We start from the raw sequence: 26,095 nt of genomic DNA, 5'->3' as shown, positions 1-26,095 counted from the left end.
GTTATCTCTCGCTTACTTTGACCTTGACTGTAGCAGTTACATCACGGTGCAATTTGATTGGAACATCTTTAATTCCAAGCGCTTGAATCTTATTAATCAATTGAATTTTACGTTTGTCTACTTTGACATCCAATTGGCTTTGAAGTGCTTTCGCGATATCAGCTTTATCCACAGCGCCAAAGGTGTGACCTGTCGTTCCAACCTTCATCTTGATTTCAACCATAACATCATCTTGTTCAAGACGTTCTTTCAATGCTTTAGCCGCTGCAAGCTCCTCAGCTTCTTCTTTTTCTTTAGCTTTTGTTTTCCCTTGAAGTTCTGCCACAGCAGCACTTGTTGCAACTTTTGCTAAATTTTTCTTAAGGAGAAAGTTATTTGCATATCCTGTAGGTACTTCTTTGATTTCGCCTTTTTTTCCTTGTCCTTTTACATCTGCTAAAAATACTACTTTCATTGTTCGTTCTCTCTTTCCTTAATTAATGCGATGAGGTCTTTTTTGACTTCATCGATATTTCGTTCGTATATTTGTGTTGCGGCGGCATTAAAGTGACCACCACCACCCATGGCTTCCATAATCGTTTGGACATTATAATCTTTGAATGACCGTGCCGAGATGGAGATATAGCCATTTTGATGATTTGTAATAGAGAATGCTGCTTGAACATCTGCCATATCTAGCAGAGTGTCTGCAGCTTTAGCTGTCGCAACATTGTCATATTTTTGGTTGGGTTTACCCAAGGCAACCACGACTCCTGGCGCAACATATTCTGAGTTGAGAATAATTTCATTAATCTTTTTATATTTTTCAAACTCAGTAGCTAAAATTCCTTTAATCAGGTTATTGTCAGCTCCTTGTGAGCGGAGATAAGCAGCCACCTCAAAAGTACGGGAAGTTGTTGCTTTGGTGAAATGTTTCGTATCCAGCTCAATCCCAGCTAGCGCAATACTAGCATCTGTCACCGTCATTTTCGAGTTATATTCATGGAATTGTAAAAGTTCGACCGCTAATTCACTGGCTGAACTTGCACTTGATTCAATATAAGACAGCAAAGCATGCTCAGGGAAATCATCATCTCGACGATGATGGTCAATAACAACCAGTTTACTAAATGACTTATAAAAATCAAGACTGAGTGTCTGAGTGGTCTTTGAGTGGTCAACCATAATCAGTAGGGAGTTTTCCGTCTTCATATCAAAGGCTGTTTCAAGCTTAATGATATGTGCAAAACCTTCTTCAGTTTCGTTTACTAGATTAATAGCTCGGCTTACCTCTGGCATCAGTTGCTCAGGGTCATAAACCACATAGGCTTCTTTTCCTGACATGTTGACAAAATTTTTCATCGTAATTGCCGCACCTAAGGCATCCATATCTGGGAAGCGGTGTCCTACGATAAAGACATCTTCACTTTCACTGATGATTGTCTGTAATGCCGTCGAGATAGCACGCGCACGTGTTCTTGATTTTTGCGTCCGACTTTCAGAATTACCACCAAAATAGATTGTTTTTGCTTGCGGTGTGTTCTCCCGAAGGACTGCTTGGTTACCCCCACGAACTAAAGCTAACTCAAGATTGTTGAGGGAGGTTTTACCAATACTTGGAAAATCATTCCAACCATAAGATACCCCCACGGATAAGGTGAGTGGAATCTTGCTTTCAGCTGAATTTTTCCGGAAATCCTTCAATAAAGAAAACTTATCCTCAATCATTCGGTTCAAAATACCGTAATCACAAAAGAAATAGTAACGACTGCTTGAGACACGGCGTAAATATACACCGTATTTACTTGCAAAGCTCTCTAAGTTGCTAGCAATCAAACTATTAACCTTGGTACGCTCACTATCAGCAATCAAATCTGTAACATCATCATAGTTATCGACCGAGATACTTCCAATAACAGCACGACTTTCCTGTAGGCTCTCGCGACTGTTCGCCTCAGAAGTCGCATCTGCTAAATAAAGAAGGTTTTTTTCATCATCTAAGGTGATAAAATATTTTTTCTTCTCAATTGTAAAAAATTGATTTCTTTCCTCATGATACTTTTGAATAATTTCCTTGACTTCCTCTTTGTCAAGAACACGGTCATCGCCATGATAAATCAAATCAATAAAGGGGTTAAACCATTCCGGCTCGTAGGTTTCTTTATTATAACGAATAACACCAATAGGCATATTGTCTAAAGTTGCGTTGAGTGAGTTCTCTGCTTCATCATTTATTTTTCTGATAAACTCGACTCTTCTTAAACGATAATTTCGAGCTTGAAGTAAGATACCGACCGTAATAAGAATGTTCATCAAAAAAAGATAGAACACAGCCATCATCCGTGAACCCGAAAAGATAAGTAAGAAACTTTCCAGAGCTTGCACGATAACCATGACTAATACAATTGTTATTGGTGAAAATCTCTGTACACTTTTCATTTCCTTCTCCTTTTATGCTTTTGTTTACACATTGGCAATTTTTTTAAGCGCATTAAGCTATTATTTTACGGAAAGACCTTCTAGTCTTTCTTTAACAGCTGTGAGATTTGGTAACCATACATCTGCTGCGGATTGGTTCATTCCAAAACGCATATCTTCAATAGCCCAGACTGTAGCTCCAGCTGCCTTACCTGCCGCAATTCCTTTTTCGGAGTCTTCAATGATTAAGGTTTCTTCAGGTTTTACATTGAGCGCCTTCATGCTTAGTTGATAAATCTCTGGGTTAGGCTTTGTTGCCTTCAAGTCATTGCCCGAAAGAATCGACTTAAAGTAGGGACGTAAACCATGTACCTTTAGCATTTCATCAATATCTTGCATAGCAGAGCTTGAAGCTAAACCGATTTTAAAGTTGTCTTTTTCTAAGGCTTCCAAAACGTCTCTAACATCTGGAAAAAGCAAGTCTTTATAAGGAAGTGGGTTATTGTCTTTTAACTCTAAATATGCTGCATGTAGCTTAGCTGCTTCATCTTGGTCATAATCTACACCTAAGATTTGCGGCCAGATTTCTCGCATATTTCCTCCGATAAAATCAGAGTATTTCATGTGTTGAATCGAAATATTATGATTGCTAAAGAATTCTTCACGTCTTTGAGCATAGAATTGTTCTGTGTCAACGAGAACACCATCCATGTCAAAAATTACCGCTTTAAACTTGTTCATTTCCACCTAAAACTCCCTAATCGTCTGCTTATATCTGCTTTATTATAACATATTTTTGAGCGGAGTTTGTGACCAGAGGTAAAAAGCATAAAAATCGCTTCACAGCGATTTCATTTTTATTTTTTCTTGTTGTTTTCTTCACGCACACGCGCTTTTCGCAAGGCAATTCTCTTTTGTCTTTCAAGCTCGCGCTCTATTTTTCCTTCTGGAGCATATTTTTCTTCCCAATCGTCAGGTTTCAAAATTTTATGCGTTTCTGGATCAAAGTGCGGCTGACCATCTGGGAAGATTTTCCCCATATTTGCTGCATGGACAAAGTTGAAAATATCATAAGGGTCAACTCCAGCAAGCACCAAACTTCCATAAGTAAAGTAAAGCAAGTCAATCAATGCATCGACTTCGCCAATCAGCGGCGCTTCATCTTTTGCCTTGCGTTTAACCTTCTGGACTGCCTTATCCACATCTGCATGTAGATTCGCCGTTAGTTCGTCAAACTTATCACTATCCCCATTTGCTGAAGCATAGAGAAATTCCACTATTTCTTCAACTTTGAATCCTGCACGATAACCCGCTTCCATCGGCGGGAAAGCACGTGGAATCTCCTGACTCCGCCCGTCCATCATTTTATGGAATTCTTTTACTTTATTAAAGTTTTGATCACGTGAAATAAAATTATTGCTTGTTGAAAAATCAATAAGTCCATAATGTGCAAGTGCCTTAGCAATTCCATCATGATTATTACTTGTCGTGACATGTGTTGCTTTTTCTTTAACGAGATCAGAGGCATTGCCCATCGCAATACCATATTCGACATGTGTTAACATTTCTAAGTCGTTTTCCGAATCACCAAAGGCCATAACTTGATGCTCATCGAAGCCATAACGCTCACCAATCATCTTGATACCACGAAGTTTACCAGAATCACATGGAATCATATCCACAGAGTAGGGATTGCTGCGTGTAATCATCAAATTAGGAAATTCTTTTTCAAGCATTGCCGTTTCTGATTGAGTTGCGACCATCATGACTTGATAAATGGGTTCACGCAAGATATTTAGAAAATTAGACTGTGGAACCACACGACGTACGACATGCTTGAAACTGTTTCGCGCAATGTCTGAAGTGCCTGATGGTAAAATACCTGAAATAATCCCAGCCATCCGTGTTTCACCAAATTTCAAAAGTTTAGAGCCGTTAACACCATGAGCTGCTCCTAAAGAGATATCTCGATGATTATCTTTGGCAAAACGAACGATTTTGCGTAAGGTCCTCTTATCAATCTCTTCTGCATGCAAGACAGCTTTGGGTGTAAAGATATACTGCCCATTATAAGTTACCGCAAAATCTAAGTGAAGCTCTTCCATCAAAGGCAAAGCAAAAGCAGGGCCTCGTCCTGTGGCAATCCCGACTAATATATCTTTACGTTTTAATTCATCAATGGCAACGCGCGTGCTCGGCGCAACTGATCTTGTTCCTGTAAAAAGAGTGCCGTCTAAATCAAAAAATACTGCTTTTATATCCATTTCTACGCCTTATACTCATAAATTCTTCATATCACTTTTGCTTATCAGCTAAATTTCACTTGCTATTAAGCTTTCTTATCCTATTAATTATACAGGTTTTTTCCAAAAATTCCACGAATAATGGCTGTCCAAAAGTTTTAAAATTCCACTCACTTTAATTTTTTTCTAATCGGGATAACCCTTAGTTTTGCGGGAGTTTATTCACTGATAGAATATGCTATAATAAATTTACTTTATTGACATTTGAAAGGAAATTGACTAATGAAAAAGATTTTAGTGTTGCATACTGGGGGGACCATTTCTATGGCGGAAGATGCCAGTGGTCGCGTGGCGCCAAACGCGGTTAACCCCATGAATTCGGTAGATATGCACCTTGATTCGATTCACATGGTCGCTGAAGATATTTTTAACCTTCCTAGTCCTCACATCACCCCAAAAGAAATGCTCTTGATTAAAAAACGTATCAACAGAGCCTTCGACCAAGAAGAATTTGACGGAGTTGTCATCACACACGGCACGGATACACTTGAAGAAACAGCCTTCTTTTTGGATTCAACAATTCCACGTGGTATGCCTATTGTACTGACAGGAGCAATGCGCTCAAGCAACGAATTAGGAACAGATGGTATCTATAATTTCCTCAGTGCACTCCGTGTTGCTGCTGACGATGCTTCTCACGATCGCGGTGTTCTTGTAGTGATGAATGATGAAATTCATTCCGCACGTTATGTTACCAAAACACACACGACCAATGTTTCGACTTTCCAAACACCTACGCATGGACCCGTTGGCTTAGCCACAAAGCACAAGCTTTTCTATTTCCACACAGATGGCGAAAATCAACATCTTGATATTTCTTCTGTTAAAGGAAAAGTTCCGATTGTTAAAGCTTATGCCGGGATGACGGGCGAAGTCTTTGACCTGTTTGATTTAAGTAGTCTAGATGGTCTTGTTATTGAAGCACTCGGTGCGGGTAACCTCCCTCCTACAGCTGCACAAAAATTAATGAACATCATTAAGCTTGGTATACCTGTTGTCCTCGTTTCCCGTTGTTTCAATGGTATAGCGGAACCAGTCTACGCCTATGAAGGTGGTGGCTCTAAGCTGGCAGAGTCTGGTGTGATGTTCGCACCTGAAGTAAATTCTCAAAAAGCACGCATTAAACTCTTGATTGGCTTGAATGGTGGCTTAGAAGGTGATGCACTTAAGAAGTTTGTCGAAAATTAGTATCATGAGAGTGTAAAACACTCTCTTTTTTGTGCAAATATCATTTATATGGAAACCCTTGCAAGATTATTTCTTATAGCTTATAATTGCTTGGGAGGAAATTTAAATTTATGAAAAAATTTAGCAAAGTATTACTTACTCTTTCTTTACCTTTTGTAATGGCCGTATCTCTTACGGGCTGCACGGATGCAGAGGGAAGTAAAACAACGCCAGACACTAAACAGTCTCAAATCGTAAAGAAATCTGAAGAAGCTGAAAAGGCCGCCGCTGAAAAAGCCGCCGCTGAAAAAGCTGCTGCTGAAAAAGCCGCCGCTGAAAAAGCCGCCGCTGAAAAAGCCGCCGCTGAAAAAGCCGCTGCTGAAAAAGCTGCCGCTAAAAAAGCCGCTGCTGAAAAAGCCGCCGCTGAAAAAGCCGCCGCTGAAAAAGCCGCTGCTGAAAAAGCTGCCGCTAAAAAAGCCGCTGCTGAAAAAGCCGCCGCTGAAAAAGCCGCCGCTGAAAAAGCCGCCGCTGAACAGGCCGCCGCTGAACAGGCTGCGTCCATGAATAGAATTGAAGATTCTGGGCAGATTTATACAAAAGACCAAGGTGCAATTATTGGAAATTCAAAATCTAAAATTTACCATCTTCCAGGACAAGCTGGATATCACATGAACTCAAGTAACGCAGTATACTTTGACAGTGAAGAACAGGCAATAGCTGCTGGCTATCGTAAATCAAAACGTTAAACACTTAAAAATCCTGACGGTATAAGTACCGTCAGGATTTTTAACATTATCTTTAATACAAGTTATTCAAAAAGCTTCTATCCCAAATTATCTTGCAACTCCTGCCAAATTTGCTCATTTTCTTCCAAAGAATATGAGTTGGCGCCGGAAGCTAAAGCATGTCCACCTCCATCGTGCTTTTTAGCAATTTCGTTGATGGGTACGGTTTTTGAACGCATCCGTACACGATAGTGTCCGTCTGCTTGTTCCACAAAAATCGCCCATGACTTTACATCGCGGATGCTGCCTGGTGTGCCTACGATGCTTGATGTTTCGGCATCGCGTAAGTTGAATTTTTCCAAAACCTCTTTACTTAATATTACACGCCCTGCACCATTTTCGGAAATTTCAAGATTTTCGTAAACATATCCTTGCAAACGCGCGACTTTCATATCAAATGAGGTCATTTCTCGCCCTAAAGCTGGACGGTCAAAGTCAAATTCTGCAAGCTTACTTGCAAGATAGAGTGTTTTCGCTGAGGTTGCTGGATAAAGGAAACGCCCAGTATCTCCAACAATTCCACCATAAAGCAAACGTGCTGCTTCTTTATTTAAAGCTAAGTCATGGTTCAATGCGAAATCCGTAATAATCTCCGAAGCCGAACTGCGGTCTGGCTCAACAAGACGTAAATCTCCGTAGGCATCATCATTTGGATGATGGTCTATTTTAATCACATAATCTGCCTGCATCCATCTTTCATCATCAATCCGTGGTGTATTTGCTGTATCACAGATGATACTGAGGTATTTTGTTCCCGACTCCAGCTCCACTTGGTCCATCTCAGCCAAATAAGTAAGTGTTGGCTCATCATACCCAACAGCATAGATTTTCTTTTCTGGGAAATTTGCTCTTAAGATAGCACGTAAACCGCACTGAGAACCTAACGCATCTGGATCCGGATTTTTATGGCGATGAATGAGGATGGTATTATATTCTTTAATTTTTGTGAGTATTTCTTTCATAATTTCTTTCCTTATGTAATTTGTAGATTTACAACTGCTTTGGCAATTATATTGTTGACATAATAAATTTCTATGTCTACAACTGCACCTAAACGAGTCTCATTGATGACTTTGGGATATATTTCCAAGAGATTATCAATCGCGACTGTGCCCATCACGTTGAGATTCATTGACTCTAGGATAACATTTCTACGCCGTCTTTTGTCAAGTGTTCTTTGAACCACGATTGCCACAATTTCACTCAAGGCAGCACTAGAAATATTTCCGACATTATTAACCATGAGCGGTTCAACCATGACGGTATAAGCAGAGCCTTTTTCACTAATCTTACTGGACATGTCTTCACTAAAAGTATGTGTCACTTGGCTTTCTTCTTGACTTCTTTGAAGACTTTCTAGCACTTCAGACTTGGTCACCACACCAGCATAGGTGTAATCTTTATTAACGATTGGCATGATGTCATAACCTTCATGAATCATCTTTTGTGAAATGCTCGCCACCGTCATTTTTTGCTTGGCAACATCGGGGTAGTTCATTAGTTTGTTAAGCTGCGTGTCCAGGCTTTTATGGGCGATATCACGCATACTAACCACGCCAACAACCACACGATGTGGATTAACTACTACAAAACGACTTAAATTTGTCCGCTTCATTAGTTCCATAAAGTCTTTTACCGTATCTTCTTCGCGTAATGCAGGGCGATGATCGTGGGAAATTTCAGCTACTGTGATGATGTCTTTTTTTATTAATTCATTCGCTAAAGCATGGCTGATACGATTTGCAACTGTAAAGGTATCGTAAGTCGCACGCATAAGCGGAATTCCCATCTCATTTGCATAATCAATAACATCCTGATCAATATCAAATCCCCCCGTCACAAGGACGGCGCTTTGCCCATGCAAAGCCATACTCTGGATGTCCTTACGATCACCGACAATCATCAAGCTGTTTTTCATCAAAAACTTTTTCACACTTTCTGGCTGCATGGCCCCGATGGAGAAACGACTGAATTCAACCTCAAGACCAGCATGTCCACCCAAGATTTCAGCACTGGCAATTTCAGCAATTTTTCCGAAAGTCAACTTATGGTTACGTTTTTGTCCTTTCACCGATACTCGAACAGTACCTGAGCGGTCATTTACAGCAACTAAACCACGATTTTCTGCTTCTTTAATGGCCCGATAAGCTGTGCCATCTGCCACTTTTAAACGATTAGCGATACTACGGACACTGACTTGCTTACCAATGTCAAGTTTTTCTATATAATTAAGAATTTCTTCGTGTTTAGACATGAGATACTCCTAAGACTTGATTTCCTTTTTTAATAGCAAACTCCTCAAATTCAGAGATGCGTCCTTTATTGTATTGTGTGCTACCTTTAAAACGGCCAATTCGCTTATAGCCTACTTTTTGAGCCACCCGTATCGAGCTGAGATTTTCCCGATCACAATTAAGCACAAGTTGCTTCAGTCCAATCTCTTTAAGACAAACTTGGGTTACAGAAGCGAGCACTTCAGTCATCAGACCTTGATTCCAATATTTTTTGTGAAGTACATAGGATAATTCTGCTGTACCCTTTTGCTCAACCAGCTTTGAAAACTGAATCAAACCAATCATTTTTTGCTCTGATTTTAGTTCGATTGCCCATTTACCTAAGGGCTCTTTCATGAAACGATTGGCTATGACAAAGCTGGTATGTGTAAGATTTGGATGGGAATTAAAAACAAATTGAAGATTGCTTGCATCAGAGCTATATTCAAACATATCGGCTGCATCAGACATGACAAAAGGACGAAGCCATAGCCTGTTGGTTTCAATCTTTTGGTGTTCCGCAAGTTTTACATTGATATTCATTCTCACTGTTCCAGATTCTTATTTTTAATAAGCCTATTATATCACGTTACTTCTGCTATCTGTGATATAATTTCATTACTATGAACTATAGACGGATAAATCTCAAATTAGAGCACCCGCTTGCCTTTTGGTCTGCTTTCCCTGACCCTAGTGAGCGTTTTTTTTGGTACGATAGCCAAAAGCAAACGTTGATTATTGCCAGTCAACGCTTGCAAGCTGTGCAAGAACAAGATATCGCAAACTATCCTTACGTTTTTTACAGCCAGAGTTTTTTTGATGAAGTAAATGATGAGCTTTGGCAAGATTTCGGAAACGAGATTGTCGCTTTTAAGCATTACTTTGTACAGACACCTACAGAGTCTTATGTTTTGTCCTGTGATTCTCTCCCAGAAATTACGGACGAAAAGGGAAGTAAACTGTCCAACAGCTATACAGAAGAAGCTTCGGATTATCAAGAATGGCAAAGTCTTTACCAAAAGTTACAGGAAAATATTGCGCATGGCAAAACAATCAAAATCGTAGCTTCTCGTCAAATTAAATTTACGAGTGAGCAGACTTTTAAGATTGAGCCAATTCTTGAGCGGTTGATAGAAAATAACCCTTCAGCTTTTATTTTTGCTTATCATAAAGCTGGTAAAACATTTCTTGGTGCTTCACCTGAAATTTTGGTCCAGAAAGAAGGTAATCATATTCTGAGCTATGCTTTAGCTGGAACCTTTCCCCGTTCCCTTGCTCATGGCGATACCCGCTTACTTCAAGACCCGAAAAATCTTCATGAACACCAAATTGTTGTCCAAAAGATTAAGGACAAGATGTTAGAGAAGTCACCCCATGTTCAGATAGGGGAAACGGGGATAATGGCTTTGAGGAATGTCTTTCATCTTCGAACACTCTTATCGACGGTTGATACGTCCCATTCCTTAATTGATTGGGCCAAGCACCTTCATCCTACACCAGCACTGGGCGGACAACCTAGTAAAGCGGCGCTTGACTTCCTCCGTGCCAATGAAAAACATGAACGCGGACTTTACGCGGCACCTTTAGGTCTAATCGATGCTCAAGGAGATGGAACACTCATCGTCGCCATTCGTTCAGCACTATTTGATGGGAAAACATGCTACGCCTATGCCGGTTGCGGCATTGTTGCCGCTTCAGACTGTCAAGCTGAATTTGATGAAACAAAGATAAAATTAAAAACAATACTCGAGGCACTTTAAAAATGAACAATGAATATTTAGCACCACTTGTTGATGAATTTTTCAATCTAGGCGTACGTGAAGCTGTATTTAGCCCGGGTTCACGTTCAACAGCTCTTGCCATGCTTTTTGAAGAGTACGGCAAATATGACACTTATGTCAATATTGATGAGCGCTCGGCTGCTTTTTTTGCCCTTGGTATAGCCAAAGCTCAACAACGTCCGGTAGTTCTTATCTGTACTTCTGGTTCTGCTGCTGCTCACTATCTCCCCGCCATTACTGAAGCGAAACACAGTCGTGTACCTCTGATTATTTTGAGCGCGGATCGGCCAAATGACTTGCAATTTGTGGGCGCTGCACAAACTGTAAATCAGGCTGATTACTTTGGCAAATTCGTTAACCATTATGAAGAGTTAAGTCATCCCAATGCTAATAATTTCTGGACTTATCCACGTAAGGTCGCACAACGTGCCTATATGGCATCTACCAATGTTCCCGCTGCTGCCGTACAAATCAATGTGCCTATCGGTGAGCCTTTGATTCCAGAACTCAACCCGGAACATTACCAAAAAGGTCACAAGCCTTTCTCTCTCAGTCAAGGGAAAATTCAGCCGCAGCTTGTTCCTGAATTAAGCGGCAATGTGATTATTCTCGCAGGACCTGATAGTAACTCGGATTATCAAAAAGCACTTTTAGACCTGTCAGAAAAGATTCACGCACCTATCTTGGCAGATCCTTTGTCTAATTTACGTAATTTTAGTCATCCCAATATTATTGATGCTTATGATGCTTTTCTCACACATCCAGAGATCCTCAACACACTTAAAGTTAACTGTTTCCTTCAGTTTGGTCAAATTCCTGTATCAAAACGCGTTTTACAATTAATTGCTCGCAATCCTGAGGCAGAATATATCCAAGTTGATTCGGCACTTGATTATCGCAATCCAAGTCAAACCACGACACAGGTTATTCAGGCTGAACCAGCACTTTTTTGTGAAGCAGTTCAACCTTCAACTTCTGGTAAAAGGGCACTCAAGCAGTGGCAAGACTATCAGCACTCCATGCGCCAAAAACTCGATACAGTTAAAGATGAAACTGCACCTTTTGAAGGACGTTATGTTCAAAGTCTGCAAGACCTTCTTCCGGAACAAGCACAGCTTCTGATTTCTAACTCGATGGCTATACGCGATGTTGATTACTTTTGGCGCAGTCGTCAAGCCACTGTTCGTCTTTTAGGAAACCGCGGTACCAATGGTATTGACGGACAAGAGTCAACCGCCTTAGGTATATCTACGAGTGGACAACCTACGGTCCTCTTAACCGGTGATCTCTCTATGCTTCACGATATCAATGGCTTAATCGTAGGCAAAACACATCAGCTCAACTTGACTATCGTCCTTTTCAACAATGACGGTGGCGGAATCTTCCACCATTTGGCGCAAAAGGGGCAACCGCATTTTGACTACCTGTTCTCAACACCACACGGTTTAGATTTTGGAGGCTTAGCGCAATTGGTGGGGCTGGATTATCATCTCGTGGAAGATTATCAAGACTTTGAAAGCCAATTCAGTCAAAGTTTTGCGCAACCGGGGATTCATCTTCTGGAAATAAAAACGGACAAGGATGTGAGCTTTGACTTGCACAAAAAATATACGACTTATGCTATTTGAAGATAAATATATCCAGATTGACTCACTTAACTTTCATGTCCGAATCCATGGTCAAGGTAAGCCCCTTTTAGCCTTACATGGTTTTAGCCAGTCTGCTTCGACTTGGGATGCTTTAGATATATCAGGCTACCAAATCTTTGCTTTAGACCTTGTGGGACATGGAAAGTCCAGCAAGCCGGAACAACTTGATGCTTACCGTTTGGCAAGCATTTGTGCGCAGCTTCGACAAATCATTCAAAACCTTTTTCAAGAAAAAAGCTACAGCTTATTGGGCTATTCCATGGGTGGACGGATTGCACTGCAATTTGCACTGAACTTTCCCGAACAGCCCATTGAACAACTTATCATTGAAGCAGCTGCCCCTGGCATAGCTGACAGTAATCAACGTGAAAAACGTCTCCAAGCTGATCTTCACTTGGCTGAACAAATCGAGGAAAATGGTGCTGTCTGGTTTGCAAATTATTGGGGCGCGCTCCCCATCTTCCAAAGTCAACAAAATCTTTCTCAGGAAGAGCAATATAAAATTTGGTCCAGTCGCGCCCTAAATGCACCTCATGCCCTGGCCCAAACTTTACGCGCTACCAGCCAAGGAAAGCTTCCAGACATTTCAGAGAAGCTCCAAGATTTGAACCCACCACTTCTCTATATCACTGGAGCTCTGGATCAAAAATATAAACGAATCGCTGAACAAATCAGTACTTATCCAAAAGCACAGAGTCTGATTGTGGAGGGCGCAGGGCATAATACACATCTTGAACTGCCTCAGCATTTTAATTTAATCTTAAAGACACATTTGCATGACTCAGCCATGCTATAATGAATAAATAAACAAAAAAAGGAGACAAATTATGTCAAAATATAACTGGCTTGCTTTAGACCGCAAGTACGAAGATGTCATCTACGAAACTTATAACGGTATTGCAAAAATTACGATCAATCGTCCTGAAGTACGTAATGCGTTTCGTCCTAAAACAGTGGTGGAACTTATCGATGCCTTTACTGTGGCACGTGACGACACTTCTGTTGGTGTCATTGTTTTGACAGGTGCTAACCACGGTCAAGGTGAAGATAAGGAAGCTTTCTGTTCTGGCGGCGACCAAAAAGTCCGTGGCGACGGTGGCTATGTTGGTGAAGATCAAATCCCTCGTCTTAACGTCTTAGACTTGCAACACTTAATCCGTATCACACCAAAACCTGTTATTGCTATGGTCAACGGTTTTGCTATCGGTGGTGGCCACGTTCTCCATATCGTTTGTGATTTAACAATTGCTTCTGAAAATGCTAAGTTTGGTCAAACAGGCCCACGTGTCGGTTCTTTTGATGCTGGTTATGGTGCTGGACTCTTGGCTGCTATGGTTGGTCAAAAGAAAGCACGTGAAATCTGGTTCCTCTGCCGTCAATACACTGCACAAGAAGCAATGGATATGGGCATGGTAAACACTGTTGTACCTTTTGATCAACTTGAAGACGAAACAGTTAAATGGGCCGAAGAAATGCTTGCCTTGTCACCAATGGCACTTCGTATGCTTAAAGGCTCAATGAATGCTGCAACTGATGGACTTGCTGGCTTGCAACAATTTGCTGGTAATGCAACGCTCATGTACTACCTCAGCGATGAAGCCAAAGAAGGGCGCGATGCTTTCAAAGAAAAACGCAAACCTGACTTTGATCAATTCCCTAAATTCCCATAAGCTATGAAATGGTTAAAAGAACAGGCTGAAAAATCGCCAAATAAACTTTTCTTAAATCAACTGACTTTTAAAGAAGTCTACGATAAAACTGTTCAGACAGCCCAACATTTAAACAAAGAAACAGCTAGGCACAACCGCCTAGCTCTTCTTTCAGAAAATTCGCCAGAGATGGCAATTGTGCTCTTTGCGCTGTTGGCTTTGGATAAGGAAGTCCTCTTGCTCAACACCCATCTTACAGCTAATGAAATCCAAGAGCAACTGACTGAACTTGATGTGGAACTGCTGATTGCTTCGGACCAGCAAACCTATCCAGCAGACTTGTCTTTCTCTGATATCCATTCTTTAGAAACCAGTAGAGCTGTGCTCAATTGGCAGCCAGTGCCAGAGAAAATTGCTGTGATCATGAACACCAGTGCGACAACTGGAAAGTTCAAATCAGTACCTATCACTTGGAAAATGCTTGCGGCACATGTGGCTGCTTCTGCAGCAACCATGGGCATTCTTCCAGAAGACAACTGGCTTGTCGTTCTCCCCATGTTTCATGTCAGTGGTCTATCCATCATCATGCGCAGCCTCTATAATGCCACTCAGGCCACAATACGTGCTTCTTTCGATGAGGAAGAGTTGATTAAACTGATTAATAACAGCTCGGTCAATATGGTTTCCATGGTACCGACCATGCTTAAACGTGTTCATGAAAAAATTGCTGCCAAAAGTCTTCGCGTCCTCTTGTTAGGGGGGGAATTTATTCCCCAACCTTTGATACAGGCATGTTTTGCACAAGGTCTACCTGTCTACAAAACTTACGGGATGACCGAAACTTTTTCCCAATCTGTTACCTTCAACATTTTGGAATATCCGGACAAGCTAACTTCTGTCGGTCAAGCACTTCCTGGCGTGGAGATTAAAATTTTAAATCCTGATGCTGATCAGGCTGGCGAAATACATCTAAAATCGCCAATGCTCATGAAAGGTTATCTTAATCAAGAAGACGTTCATCTATTCAACACAGGAGATATTGGCTATCTTGATGAGGACAATTTCCTTTATATTCTCAATCGTCGTAAAGATATCATTATTTCCGGTGGAGAAAATATTTATCCCAAAGAGATTGAGGATTTACTCTATAGCTTAGAGGGCATTATCGAATGTGCGCTTGTCCCGCAGGAAGATCAGACTTGGGGTCAAGTGCCACTTCTTTTCTACGCAGGAGCGCCCGATATACAAGAAATTACAAGCTTTTTGAGTCAACGTCTGGCCAAGTATAAACTTCCCCGCCAGATCATCAAAATGAATGCTCTTCCCAAAAATGCCTCAGGCAAAATCCTTAGGAAAAATTTAAAACATGAAGCTTAAATCGATCAGTTTGAATCACGTCCAACTTCCGATGAAGTTTAACTTCAAGACATCTAAAGGTGAGCTGAAGCAACGTGACACCATTATTATCATTGCCGAAGACGAAACCGGCCATCAAGGGTATGGTGAATGCGTAAGCTTCACCACACCTTTCTACACGCAAGAAACATTTGACAGCTCATGGGAATGCTTGGCGCAGACTTACATTCCAAAAGTAATAACAGCAAACTTCACACATCCCTTTGAGATTCATGAGTTTTTTGAGCAGCCCTTACCGATGGCAATGGCAGGTTTGGAGAATGCCCTGTTGGATCTTTATTACAAAGCTCAAGGAAAAAATACAATCGCTGCCCTATTTCCTGAGCCATTGACAGAAACTTTATCCCGTGGGGCCGTCTTGGGCGATGTGCCTTTTGAGCAGCTTCCTGAAAAAATCGAAGCCTTAATCGCCCAAGGTGTGGAAAGAATAAAGCTTAAAATTAAGCCCACAGATGGTTTTGAACGCGTCCAATATGCTGTGGAGCATTATCCTCAGCTCCAATGGGCTGTTGATGCCAACCGCTCTTATGCCCTTGAAAATATCGAAGCGCTGATAAAGCTCGATCAATTTGCACTTGTCTGCATTGAAGAGCCTTTTGCTACTGATAATCTCGAAGATTATAAAGACATTCTTCTGCAGCTTTCAACACCTATCTGTTTTGATGAAAATGTCCAAAGTTGGAGTGATTTACAGACCCTTTCTCAACTTAAGGGGAAAACCATGCTCAATATCAAAATTGGCCGCTTAGGTGGACTTTATCAAACAAAAGAAGCTATCGCCTTTTGCCGGAAAAATAACATTTCCTTCTGGATTGGCAGTATGGTCGAAAGTGGTATTTCCAAGATATTGCATACACAACTGGCCACTTTAAGCGACAATGCCATGCCCGGGGATTTGTCAGATTCGTCCTATTATTTTACGGAAGATTTAATCGTACCAGAGATTAAATTTATTGAAGGCAAGATGAACAGACCGCGTGGCAAGGGCTTGGGTGTATCTATCAATCAGGCAGCACTTGAGCATTACACCGTGAAAAAGGAGATTTTTACATGAATTTAATTGAACAACTGGGTATTCAAAAGCTGGTTTTAACCCCAACAGGTTTTACCGCTCAAATGCCTTTAGAGGACTTTCATGCGCAACCTCAAGGTTTCTTAAATGGTGGTGCAACGCTGGCCTTTGCTGAGGTTGCTGCTGGTATGGCAAGTAATCTCTTGCTTGACGATAAACATTTTGCTGTCGGCCAAGCGGTCAATGGCAATCATTTGAACCCAACTAAAGCAGTAGGAATACTCTTTGCTCAAGGTCTTCTTCTGCACAAAGGTGGGCGTACACATGTGTGGGAGCTGAAGTTTACAGATGCGCGTGAGGTTTTAGTGGCACAAGTCACTGTAACCAACGCTATTGTGGCAAAAAGATATGAATAAAGACAACATAATATTTACAGAATTGGTGGATATAGATGAAGCCGAACTTGCGGATATCAATCAATTAATTATCGACACTTGGGCTTATCAAGAGTGGAATAAACAAGAAAATGTCTTGCCTATGGCTGATTTTTTTCTTGAAACAATCCTCTTGACCTCTACAAAAGTCTTTGTCGCTAAAGATAAGGGGAAAATTATCGGCGTCGTCGGTGCTGCCCTCACTCCTGATCTCCTTCCCAAAAGTCGGATAAGGTACCGCCAACTTGAAGCGCTGAGCTTAATCATCAACCAAGGAAAACCTGAAACCGTTTTTGACTTTTACTTGGAAACCATGAAGCTCAATGAGGAGCTTATACAGCAAAGCAAGGAAACCTTTGATGCTGCTTTAAATCTCTTAATCTTAAATGAAAACTACAAAGGCTTAGGTCTTGGCAGTAAACTCTATCAGCTTTTCCTTGATTACTTAAAAGAAAAGAAAGCAAAAACCTTCTTCCTACTTACAGACAGCTATTCCAACTATCCTTTTTACGAGAAGAAAGGCTTAAAAAGAATCGCCGCACAGCGTTTCTCTTGGAGTAATGATGCGGAAGTTTCAGAAGAGGATGTTGAGGAATATTATGTTTATGCGGGGCGCGTAGGTTAATTCATTTACTAATATTACTCCGGAAATCATCGCATCGACACATTAAAATTTTCTTAGCTTTACAAAGTAATCCCGCTGTTATATTGTTAGCTCCCTCCATATTTGTAGAATAATTTTCTTCATCTTTCAATGAATTTTTAAAAATTAAAACACTTAAAATGTGATAATATTTAGGTAAATATATTTTATCTTGAGAAAAAAGCTTGATAGAGAGGAAAAACAACAATGACAAGAGTAAAATTAAATACAGATAGGCTAAAGGATAATCAATGACTGAATTATTTACAATCCTATCCGAAATCGCAAATTTTTTCTTAGCTCTTGGTGTTTTGTCATTAGCACTTGACCAAAGCCGTACTAAAAGAGAGCTTCGGGAGATTAAACGGATTCTTTTAGAAAAGGAATGAAAGTAAAAAGCTTATATCAAAACGATATAAGCTTTTCATTTATTTTCCTACGGCTTCATAGGCCAGCATAAACTTCTCAGCATTTGATTTAACAGCAGCAAAATCACCTGTTAATGCCGGTGCTGTCACACCACCTCCTGCACTTACAGCAGTCGCTCCGACTTTAAACCATTCTGCCACATTTGATTCATTAACACCACCAGATGGCATCACATTGATGTAAGGGAAAGGACCTTTGAGGTCCTTAATCATCGCAGCTCCTGCAATATCTCCTGGGAAAAGCTTGATGAGTTCAGAGCCATATTCCATCGCTATCTGTGCTTCTAATGGGGTCATCACTCCTGGAATATAAGGGATTTGATAGAGGTTACAGATTTTAGCAACTTCTTTGTTAAAAGTTGGACTCACAATAAATTGAGCACCGGCAATAATTGCCAAACGTGCTGAAGTTGGTTCTAAAACTGTACCTGCACCAACCACGACATCTGTATCAGCATATCTTGCCACAAGATCGGCAATGACATCATTTGCACGCGGCACTGAGTAAGTCAGCTCAATACTTTTAATCCCACCGTCTACAACTGCTTCTACTATTTTGACGGCATCTTCGGCATTATCTGCGCGTACCACTGAAACAACGCCCGACTTAATCACCTTTTCCAATAATTCTGCTCTTTGCATTATAAATCTCCTTGATAATTTCGACTCTTATAAAAGTCCATAAGTTCCTGACGTGTCGGATATCCTTCACTATCCCCCGCACTTTGAACTGCCAAAGCGCCAATAGCACAAGCACGATGTACAGCAACTTCCAGCGTTTTACCTTCAAGTAAAGCAGATTCTAAGCCGACAGCAAAGCCATCTCCTGCGCCCACTGTATCTATTACATTGGTAACTTTAAACCCAGGAACTGTATAGGCTTGTCCAGATTTTGTCTTAACATAAGCACCTTCTGATCCTAGCTTCACCACAACGCTTGTCGTTAAATCACTTTGCTTTAAATAAAAATCAGCAATTTCTTCTGGGTCACTTGAACCCATAAGAATATTTCCTTCGTTGATACCTGGAAGGATAATCTGACTCTTTTTAGCTAATTCATTAAGTGTGGAGATCATTTCCTCTTGATTTTTCCAAAGCGCTGGACGAAGGTTTGGGTCAAATACCGTGAAGACTTTATTTTCCTGCAGCTTATCATTAAACGCTCTAAAAGTTTGAAGTGTTCTGGGCGATAATGCTGGAAAGATCCCTGAAAGATGAGCAATCTGAACATCTGCTAAAGTAGATAAATCAATCTCATCTATCTTCAAGTTTGAAGCAGCTGAATTTTTACGAAAATATGAAGTAACCGGATCCCCCGTACTCACACATTGTTTCAAATAAACACCTGTCAAAAAGTTTTCATCGTAAATCAAGTTTTGCGTATCCAGCTCTGCCTCTTGTGCAGCCTCAGTGATAAACCGTCCAAAAGTATCTGCCCCAACTTTGGATACATATCCCGCACTGTGACCTAAACGTTTGATACCAAGTGCAACATTAAATTCTGCTCCTGCGAGGTATTTCTTGAAATGTACTGCTTCATCTAAGCTGACATCCACATCTTGTGAGGCCATCACGACTAGAGGCTCACCTATTGTTATAAATTTTGGCATAATTCTTTCTCCAAGGTTCAGCTCTTTATTTTATGGTTGCTTACCAATGTAGGCTAAGATTCCGCCATCTACATAGAGAATATGACCGTTGACAAAGTCAGAAGCCTTCGACGCCAAGAAGACTGCTGGGCCTTCAAGATCTTCTGGTTCTCCCCAACGCTCTGCTGGCGTTTTAGCAATGATAAAAGAATCAAAAGGATGACGTGAACCATCTTCTTGTAACTCACGTAAAGGCGCTGTTTGTGGTGTCGCAATGTAGCCTGGGCCAATACCGTTACATTGGATATTATATTTGCCATACTCAGAAGCAATATTCTTCGTCAGCATTTTCAATCCACCTTTAGCAGCAGCATAGGCTGAAACTGTTTCACGACCAAGCTCTGACATCATTGAACAAATGTTGATGATTTTACCACCACCTTTTTTCATCATGCCTGGAATAACAGCTTTAGAAACGATAAATGGACCATTCAAATCAATATCAATCACTTGGCGAAAATCTGCGGCAGACATTTCAATCATCGGTGTCCGTTTGATAATACCGGCATTGTTGACCAAGATGTCGATGATGCCGACTTCCTTTTCAATTTGCTCAACCATTGCATTAATTCCTGCTTCATCAGTCACATCACAAACATAACCGTGTGCTGTAATGCCTGCTTCTTGGTAAGCTGCCATACCACGATCAACTGCTTCTTGGTTGATGTCATTAAATACAATCGTTGCTCCCGCTTTGGCATAGCTTGATGCCAAGGCAAAACCGATACCGTAAGTCGCTCCTGTTACAAGGGCGATTTTTCCTTCAAGTGAAAAGGTGTTTAAAATATTCTCAGTCATAATCTTCTCTTTCTTTTTTCGTTTATTTTTATTATTTAAGTTCATTCATTGGAACAATATCCATATCGTCATAAGTGATATTTTCGCCACACATTGCCCAGATAAAAGAGTAATTACTTGTGGCTACGCCTGTATGGATGGACCAACTTGGACTGATTGCCGCTTGTTCGTTTTGAAGCACTAAGTGTTTTGTTTCCTCGGGTTTACCCATGAAGTGGAAAATGGCATTGTCTTCTGGCAATTCAAAGTACAGATAAGCTTCCATACGACGTTCATGTGTGTGACAAGGCATTGTGTTCCATGCAGAACCAGGAGCAAGTGATGTTAAACCCATTTGGAGTTGGCAAGATTCAACTTGGTTTGGATGAACATATTGATTGATCTTACGTTTATTCATATGTTCATCATCACCCGGTGTTAAAGGATTGATATTGGCCAGAGCGATTTTTTTATTCGGGTATTTTTGGTGAGCTGGAGCTGAAGCCACGTAGAATTTTGCTGGGTTTTGCGGATCTTTAGATTTGAAGATAACTTCCTTTGTCCCTTTTCCGATATAGTACCCATCACGGTGTAAAACTTCGTCTTCTTCGCCATCGATAATAATGCTACCATCACCACCAATGTTAATAACACCAAGCTCACGACGTTCTAAGAAATACTCTACCCCAAGAACTTTATCTAGAACAATTTCCAAAGGTTCTTCTGTCGGTTCAACTCCGCCAAAAATCAAGCGGTCATTGTGCGAATAAACCAAATGAATAAAGTTAGGTTCGAAGATGGTCTCTACTGCAAATTCTTCGCGCAGCTCTTGTGTCGTAAATTTCGCAATATCCTTTGGTGAGTGCGTATAACGTGTATCCATTGTTTGATTGTTCATTTGATGCTCCTTTTTTATTTGTAATTTGTAAAATTGATGAACCGATTTACTAAACCGATTTACTAACATCTATTGTATTCGCTTTCAGTTGTTTTGTCAAGTATAAAAAATAAAAAAATACCAAAGGATATTTTTCCTTTGATATTTTTATAGTGAATGTCTGATTTTTAGATCTGAGTCAACGACTGTAAGTTCTGCTTTTTGCGCTTTGGCTTCGATATTTTTGACCAAAAGATCTGCAGCTGTGTAGCCTATCTTTACGGGATCCTGAACGATAGCAGTCAACCCTGGGCTAATCAGCTCTCCCAAAGCTCCATCATCATAACCTACCACTCCCACTTGATCTGGCACAGCAATTTGCTTATCTTTCAGAATTTTAATAGCACCATAAAGCAGACCGCCGTTGAAGGCATAGACGGCTGTCTTTTTATCATCTTTACAGAAAGGCTCGATCTTTTCCCAAATCATTGGATCACTTGTAAAGAGATCCTTGACTTCTTCAGTGAATACTTCTTCCAGTTCAATATCCGTATCTTTTATTGCTTCGGTAATTCCTTCATAGCGTTTTAGACGAGTTGAAGAATTCTGCATTGGCGGTGTTAAGATGACAATCCTTTGATAGCCTTCTTTGACAATCTTTTCCGCTAATTTTTTTGATTGCTCACCATTATCAGAAATAACAGCTGGCCAAATAAGGGGTTGAAGGTAGCGATCGACTTGGACTAAGGGCAAGTCTGAATCAATCGACTTATAATCGGCCGCTGCAGCTTTAAGAGGCTGAAGGATGATGCCATCAACTTTCTCGTCTAATAATTTTTCGATATTGTATTGTTCATACTCTTCATCGAGGTCCGAGTTCATGATAAGCGTATGGTACTTGGTGTTTTGCAATCTTTCCATCATCCCTTTTAATAAACGTGATGTATAAAGATTGGAAATGTCGGTTACTGAAATCCCGATAAGTGAAGAGTAACTTGACTTTAAAGCACGCGCTTGACGGTTCGGACGATAGTCGAGCTCTTCAATTTTATCTTGAATCCGTTGCCGTGTCTCTTCTGACATCCCTGCAAATTTACCATTTAAAAAATTGGATATGGTTGATTTTGATACCCCAGTTAACTTTGCGATATCGTTGATCGTTACTTTTTTAGTCATATGCCCTTATTATACGATACTTTGAAAAAAATAATAAGAAAAAAGTTATTTTTCACTTACTGTGCTCCATTTTGAATCTTGCTCCTGTACCACTGCTCCAGTTATGAGACTTATCAAGCGATGTTGACCGGGCTGAATCTTTCCCTGAAGACAAGGAAAAATACTGCGTGGATACAACACATTGGTATTCACTTCTGGCCGAACAATGTCTGCCTCGTCATAGCCTTTGATCGCTCTGATACTACTGCTCCCTAATGGCGTGTCTATTTGGGCAAATTTATTATCAGAAAAAGTTGAGCTTTCCTCAATCGTTGTGGAAAAACCACCTTCTGCTACACACAATACTTTGTCTGTTTGGATATCGTGGATACGCAGATGCGCTTGACCTAAAGGGATAATCGTACTTTTGATGTGAACGGCTGGCATGGGTAACCAGTAATGCACCACACGATCTTCGAAGATTTCAAAAGAGTCATCTTGGGCATGTGCTCGAAAGTACAGCCCGTCTTCACTCAGCGCTAAGGTATTATCAAAAGCGCCTTCAGCGTAAAAATAAGCGCCTTTGGGTACACTAAAACCAAACTGTGTCGAATAGACAAACTTACCATATTTGGCTGGTGCATGACTCTGATTTTCGATGAACTGCCCAGCTGGATAAAACATAACTTGATCCGAATGGGCGCTGTGTTCAATCAAGGCTCGCATTTCTTTAGAGGCGATTCGTTTGCGTGATAAGCGTGGTAACTGTTTGTCGGCTTGCCAAAAAGGATGTTGACGGTCAACTGCCAAGAGTAAAAATGCTTTAAAAGCCCAGTAAGGTAAACCTGCTGCATTATAATTTTCGGCCATATTGAGATTGGGATAAGCGTAACCAACATTTAAAATGCCATTTTCAGTAAAAATTGCCTCCCGAAACCAGGATTGCATATGATTTGAAAAGAGCGCTTTAATCTTTGACCAAGGCAAAGCTTCCAAATCCGCAAAAACTAAGGCTGACCAAAAAGCGCCCTGTGCAAAACGATAAGTCAAGCTTCGGCCAAAAGGCACTGCTCGTCCTTCTCGGTCAAACCAATACTGATAATCCTGCGCAAATAAAGTTGCCCTTTCCCTAATCTTTTTAAGCCGTTCAGCATCTTCATGAGGATTTAAAAATTTTGAGATGAGCAAGCTATAGTAATGAAATGCCCACGGAATATAATAATCCACCTGACTTGCCTTACCGTCACAATACCATCCCTTCCCTTGATAGCAGCTGTCAATGAAGGCAAACTCTTGATCAATTATTTCTTGAGAATAAGGCATCTCCAAGTTTTTCATGGTGACATTGACCAAGATACGGAAAAAACGCCAGTTATTTTTGGGGATTTTTTGTTCATTGATTTGAAGGAGCCAGTTGACTATATTTTCTTTTTCTTGCAGACTAAAGTCCTTCCAGATGGTCTCCTTATTGAGCAGTAAACAGGTCGCTAAGGCTGCCATTTCGACAAATTTTTGGTCGTAGTTGGCGAGCGCGCCAAAATAATGCTTGCTTGTAGGATCTGTTCCCGCTATAAAGGAAGCACGAATTTCTTCTGTGAGAAAAACATCTTCATTTTGACTGAGATAAGGACCAATCGCCCAGACCAAACGGCTAAAGGTTTCCATCTGACTTGTCTCCTCATCATAGATAGCACCGTGATTGTGTCCCAAGTCGATATGACCAGAACCATTCATTTTTACTTTGAGCGGTTTAAGCATAAGTTTGAATCCCTGCGTGATTTCTTCATAAGAATCCCATTTTAAAGCTTTTAATTTCTTTTCTCGCATTTTATCTCTTTTCTGATGAAAATATCCCATGACTTTGCAAGGGATAGGTATAGTCTTATTGAACAGGCTGGTTTTTTCCAAAAACTTCAATTTGGGTCAGCGCTGGGAAGGGCGAATCATCTTGTGCCTTGTTTAAATGACCCAGTTTGATAAAAGTGGTCTGCTGTGTCGGAAATTTAAAGTTTTGATACTCTGCCTGCTTTTCTGTGTCAAATCTCATACAATTACCATTTGAAAATGTAACTTCGACACTTTGCCAATAACTATCATGTGGAAAATCACAGCGGAAAAGTAAGTTCAGCTGATCCACTTCAACATGACGGCCAAAATCAATGGTTAATTCTGCATCAGCCTGCTGATTAATTCCCCATGAGGCAAAAGGATATGAACCATGTGATAGGTTAGCGCATTTACCATCTATGGCATTTTTCGCGAAAAAGACCGACTCATCACGTGTTTCGACATTGGCCGAAGCATGCGGATATACGCCTGAGTTTTCTTTTTGATCATGCGCATTAAAAGAAAGATTTTGATAGTTTGAAATTTCAAAAGGATGGGCTTTGCGCACGGTCAAGCTATGGCGTGCGGATTTGAAGGCCGTCTCCACAGAGGACTTTCGCAGATTTTCTGTTAAAGGGATTTCATATAACCATTCTTCTTGAGTAAAATAAAGGAGTGATGGCGCAAGAGTTTCATCCATCTGAACCATATAATAACCTGGAACCTCATCTACTGTAACACGAATCTTATCTCCCATCTGATACACATATTCCTTGATTCCTAGTGTACAAAGCTGGTTTCCTTGAGCCATAAATGGTGCGTACTCTTTCTCATGATCAAATTTACCAGAGATATTTTCTTTGTCCTTATTAAGCAGTTCAATTTTTATCATTCTTTGTTTCTCCGTTTTCTTTATTCAGGTTGTTTGCCGATATAGGCAAGGATACCGCCATCGACATATAGGATATGCCCATTTACAAAGTTGGAAGCATCTGAAGCAAGGAAGACAGCTGCACCTTGTAAATCCTCCGGTTTCCCCCAACGTTCAGCCGGGGTTTTCGCAATAATAAAGGCATCAAAAGGATGACGAGAACCATCTGTTTGTCGTTCTCGCAGTGGTTTCGTTTGTTCGGTAGCAATATATCCAGGGCCGATACCATTACACTGAATATTATATTTACCATACTCAGAGGCGATATTCTTCGTCAGCATTTTCAAACCGCCCTTGGCTGCGGCATATGCCGAAACAGTTTCACGGCCCAGCTCGGACATCATGGAGCAAATATTGATAATCTTGCCGCCTCCTTTTTTAATCATCGCAGGAAGCACGGCTTTCGACATAATGAAAGGACCTGTGAGATCAACATCTACAACCTTTCGGAAATCGCTCGCTGTCATGTCAAGCATCGATTGTCGTGCGATAATGCCCGCATTATTCACCAGAACATCTACACTTCCAACTTCTGCTTCAATCTGCTGCATCATAGCCGCAACTGCTGTTTCATCTGTGACATCGCAGACGTAGCCATAAGCCTTAATGGCTTCTTTTTCATAAGCTGCTAAACCCGTTTCTACTCCCGCTTGATGTCTGGCATTAAAAACAATCTTTGCACCTGCTTGGGCATAAGCAATACCAAGAGAATATCCAATCCCATGTGCCCCTCCAGTGATAAGGACTATTTTTCCCTCCATGCTGAATAATTTTAAAATATTATCTGTCATTTTTTATTCCTTTTCTTATTAAAAAGCAGGTTCATATGCAATATGAACCTTTTGTTCTTATACGGTCTATGAAAAATTTTCCAATGACTCGGAATTGTGTAAGTGAGGTAAGTCATCCGAAAATTCTTCACACACCGTGCAAGACGAATGC

26 protein-coding genes are annotated in these 26,095 nt (G+C 40.7%); 11 read left to right on the top strand and 15 right to left on the bottom strand.

Annotated elements, in window-relative coordinates; translation table 11 throughout:
• Nucleotide 1 precedes the first annotated feature (1 nt).
• The 4 genes from rplI to VNN39_RS06495 all read right to left on the bottom strand — a co-directional run bounded on the left by rplI (nt 2) and on the right by VNN39_RS06495 (nt 4,661).
• The gene (rplI, locus tag VNN39_RS06510) at nt 2-454 is read right to left on the bottom strand and encodes a 50S ribosomal protein L9 (RefSeq protein ID WP_014024508.1); all 453 of its coding nucleotides are present in this window, start codon (nt 452-454) and stop codon (nt 2-4) included.
• On the bottom strand, nt 451-2,418 hold the full coding sequence (locus VNN39_RS06505) for a DHH family phosphoesterase (protein WP_338997140.1): 1,968 nt from the start codon (nt 2,416-2,418) through the stop codon (nt 451-453). Before VNN39_RS06505 ends, rplI begins: the two co-directional genes overlap by 4 nt.
• 60 nt (nt 2,419-2,478) lie before the next feature.
• Complete coding sequence (locus VNN39_RS06500; RefSeq protein ID WP_017369270.1) at nt 2,479-3,138, bottom strand: HAD family hydrolase; 660 nt, start codon at nt 3,136-3,138, stop codon at nt 2,479-2,481.
• Between the two features lie 116 nt (nt 3,139-3,254).
• Entirely contained in the window at nt 3,255-4,661 is a 1,407-nt protein-coding gene (locus tag VNN39_RS06495) for a Cof-type HAD-IIB family hydrolase (protein ID WP_026063797.1), read from the bottom strand.
• A 261-nt stretch (nt 4,662-4,922) separates the two neighbouring features.
• Between VNN39_RS06495 and VNN39_RS06490 the strand changes: the two genes are divergently transcribed.
• Entirely contained in the window at nt 4,923-5,888 is a 966-nt protein-coding gene (locus VNN39_RS06490) for an asparaginase (protein ID WP_014024504.1), read from the top strand.
• A 110-nt stretch (nt 5,889-5,998) separates the two neighbouring features.
• Nucleotides 5,999-6,613, top strand: coding sequence for a histone H1-like repetitive region-containing protein (locus VNN39_RS06485; protein WP_338997137.1), 615 nt, complete (start codon nt 5,999-6,001; stop codon nt 6,611-6,613).
• A 77-nt stretch (nt 6,614-6,690) separates the two neighbouring features.
• Here the strand turns inward: VNN39_RS06485 and VNN39_RS06480 are convergent, their stop codons facing one another.
• From VNN39_RS06480 to VNN39_RS06470, 3 genes are read right to left on the bottom strand one after another with little or no spacing between them, the layout of a single operon-like run.
• A complete protein-coding gene (locus VNN39_RS06480; RefSeq protein WP_165711565.1) occupies nt 6,691-7,614 on the bottom strand; it encodes a DHH family phosphoesterase in 924 nt (307 codons plus the stop codon).
• Between the two features lie 11 nt (nt 7,615-7,625).
• The gene (locus VNN39_RS06475; RefSeq protein ID WP_165711566.1) at nt 7,626-8,906 is read right to left on the bottom strand and encodes a DRTGG domain-containing protein; all 1,281 of its coding nucleotides are present in this window, start codon (nt 8,904-8,906) and stop codon (nt 7,626-7,628) included.
• Nucleotides 8,899-9,468: a GNAT family N-acetyltransferase gene (locus VNN39_RS06470; protein ID WP_338997134.1), complete on the bottom strand. Its 570-nt coding sequence runs from the start codon at nt 9,466-9,468 to the stop codon at nt 8,899-8,901. The genes VNN39_RS06475 and VNN39_RS06470 overlap by 8 nt, the downstream gene beginning before the upstream one ends.
• An 80-nt stretch (nt 9,469-9,548) precedes the next feature.
• On the opposite strand from VNN39_RS06470, the gene VNN39_RS06465 reads away from it, so the two are divergent.
• The 9 genes from VNN39_RS06465 (at nt 9,549) to VNN39_RS06425 (ending at nt 17,898) form a co-directional block, all read left to right on the top strand.
• Nucleotides 9,549-10,685: an isochorismate synthase gene (locus tag VNN39_RS06465; protein ID WP_339006977.1), complete on the top strand. Its 1,137-nt coding sequence runs from the start codon at nt 9,549-9,551 to the stop codon at nt 10,683-10,685.
• A gap of 2 nt (nt 10,686-10,687) precedes the next feature.
• Nucleotides 10,688-12,334, top strand: coding sequence for a 2-succinyl-5-enolpyruvyl-6-hydroxy-3-cyclohexene-1-carboxylic-acid synthase (gene menD, locus VNN39_RS06460; RefSeq protein ID WP_339006975.1), 1,647 nt, complete (start codon nt 10,688-10,690; stop codon nt 12,332-12,334).
• Nucleotides 12,324-13,151, top strand: a complete 828-nt coding sequence (gene menH / locus VNN39_RS06455) for a 2-succinyl-6-hydroxy-2,4-cyclohexadiene-1-carboxylate synthase (RefSeq protein ID WP_338997128.1) — start codon at nt 12,324-12,326, stop codon at nt 13,149-13,151. Before menD ends, menH begins: the two co-directional genes overlap by 11 nt.
• Nucleotides 13,152-13,182: 31 nt before the next feature.
• A complete protein-coding gene (menB, locus tag VNN39_RS06450; protein ID WP_339006973.1) occupies nt 13,183-14,025 on the top strand; it encodes a 1,4-dihydroxy-2-naphthoyl-CoA synthase in 843 nt (280 codons plus the stop codon).
• Between the two features lie 3 nt (nt 14,026-14,028).
• The gene (menE, locus tag VNN39_RS06445) at nt 14,029-15,381 is read left to right on the top strand and encodes an o-succinylbenzoate--CoA ligase (protein WP_338997125.1); all 1,353 of its coding nucleotides are present in this window, start codon (nt 14,029-14,031) and stop codon (nt 15,379-15,381) included.
• Nucleotides 15,371-16,474: an o-succinylbenzoate synthase gene (gene menC, locus VNN39_RS06440; RefSeq protein WP_338997123.1), complete on the top strand. Its 1,104-nt coding sequence runs from the start codon at nt 15,371-15,373 to the stop codon at nt 16,472-16,474. The genes menE and menC overlap by 11 nt, the downstream gene beginning before the upstream one ends.
• Nucleotides 16,471-16,848, top strand: a complete 378-nt coding sequence (locus VNN39_RS06435; RefSeq protein WP_165711573.1) for a PaaI family thioesterase — start codon at nt 16,471-16,473, stop codon at nt 16,846-16,848. The genes menC and VNN39_RS06435 overlap by 4 nt, the downstream gene beginning before the upstream one ends.
• Nucleotides 16,841-17,491, top strand: coding sequence for a GNAT family N-acetyltransferase (locus VNN39_RS06430; protein ID WP_338997121.1), 651 nt, complete (start codon nt 16,841-16,843; stop codon nt 17,489-17,491). Before VNN39_RS06435 ends, VNN39_RS06430 begins: the two co-directional genes overlap by 8 nt.
• Before the next feature lie 269 nt (nt 17,492-17,760).
• Nucleotides 17,761-17,898 carry a hypothetical protein gene (locus VNN39_RS06425; RefSeq protein ID WP_019294124.1) on the top strand — a complete coding sequence of 46 codons (138 nt, stop codon included), beginning with the start codon at nt 17,761-17,763 and terminating at the stop codon, nt 17,896-17,898.
• Between the two features lie 39 nt (nt 17,899-17,937).
• Here VNN39_RS06425 and VNN39_RS06420 read toward each other — a convergent pair whose 3' ends face one another.
• The 8 genes from VNN39_RS06420 to VNN39_RS06385 all read right to left on the bottom strand — a co-directional run bounded on the left by VNN39_RS06420 (nt 17,938) and on the right by VNN39_RS06385 (nt 25,944).
• Complete coding sequence (locus VNN39_RS06420) at nt 17,938-18,579, bottom strand: bifunctional 4-hydroxy-2-oxoglutarate aldolase/2-dehydro-3-deoxy-phosphogluconate aldolase (RefSeq protein WP_338997119.1); 642 nt, start codon at nt 18,577-18,579, stop codon at nt 17,938-17,940.
• Nucleotides 18,579-19,547 carry a sugar kinase gene (locus VNN39_RS06415; protein WP_338997118.1) on the bottom strand — a complete coding sequence of 323 codons (969 nt, stop codon included), beginning with the start codon at nt 19,545-19,547 and terminating at the stop codon, nt 18,579-18,581. Before VNN39_RS06415 ends, VNN39_RS06420 begins: the two co-directional genes overlap by 1 nt.
• 30 nt (nt 19,548-19,577) lie before the next feature.
• Nucleotides 19,578-20,384: a gluconate 5-dehydrogenase gene (locus tag VNN39_RS06410; protein WP_165711577.1), complete on the bottom strand. Its 807-nt coding sequence runs from the start codon at nt 20,382-20,384 to the stop codon at nt 19,578-19,580.
• Between the two features lie 31 nt (nt 20,385-20,415).
• Complete coding sequence (gene kduI / locus VNN39_RS06405) at nt 20,416-21,261, bottom strand: 5-dehydro-4-deoxy-D-glucuronate isomerase (protein ID WP_165711578.1); 846 nt, start codon at nt 21,259-21,261, stop codon at nt 20,416-20,418.
• 147 nt (nt 21,262-21,408) lie between these two features.
• Nucleotides 21,409-22,416, bottom strand: coding sequence for a LacI family DNA-binding transcriptional regulator (locus tag VNN39_RS06400; protein WP_270231566.1), 1,008 nt, complete (start codon nt 22,414-22,416; stop codon nt 21,409-21,411).
• A 45-nt stretch (nt 22,417-22,461) separates the two neighbouring features.
• Entirely contained in the window at nt 22,462-24,222 is a 1,761-nt protein-coding gene (locus VNN39_RS06395) for a DUF2264 domain-containing protein (RefSeq protein WP_338997114.1), read from the bottom strand.
• 55 nt (nt 24,223-24,277) lie between these two features.
• On the bottom strand, nt 24,278-25,114 hold the full coding sequence (locus tag VNN39_RS06390) for a hypothetical protein (RefSeq protein ID WP_165713463.1): 837 nt from the start codon (nt 25,112-25,114) through the stop codon (nt 24,278-24,280).
• Between the two features lie 20 nt (nt 25,115-25,134).
• Nucleotides 25,135-25,944, bottom strand: a complete 810-nt coding sequence (locus tag VNN39_RS06385; protein WP_338997112.1) for a gluconate 5-dehydrogenase — start codon at nt 25,942-25,944, stop codon at nt 25,135-25,137.
• Between the last annotated feature and the right edge of the window lie 151 nt (nt 25,945-26,095).

The sequence above is a fragment of the Lactococcus formosensis genome (assembly GCF_037892375.1).
GTDB lineage: Bacteria > Bacillota > Bacilli > Lactobacillales > Streptococcaceae > Lactococcus > Lactococcus formosensis.
Note: the sequence above shows the minus strand (reverse complement) of the source record. Positions and strands in the feature narration are given on the sequence as shown.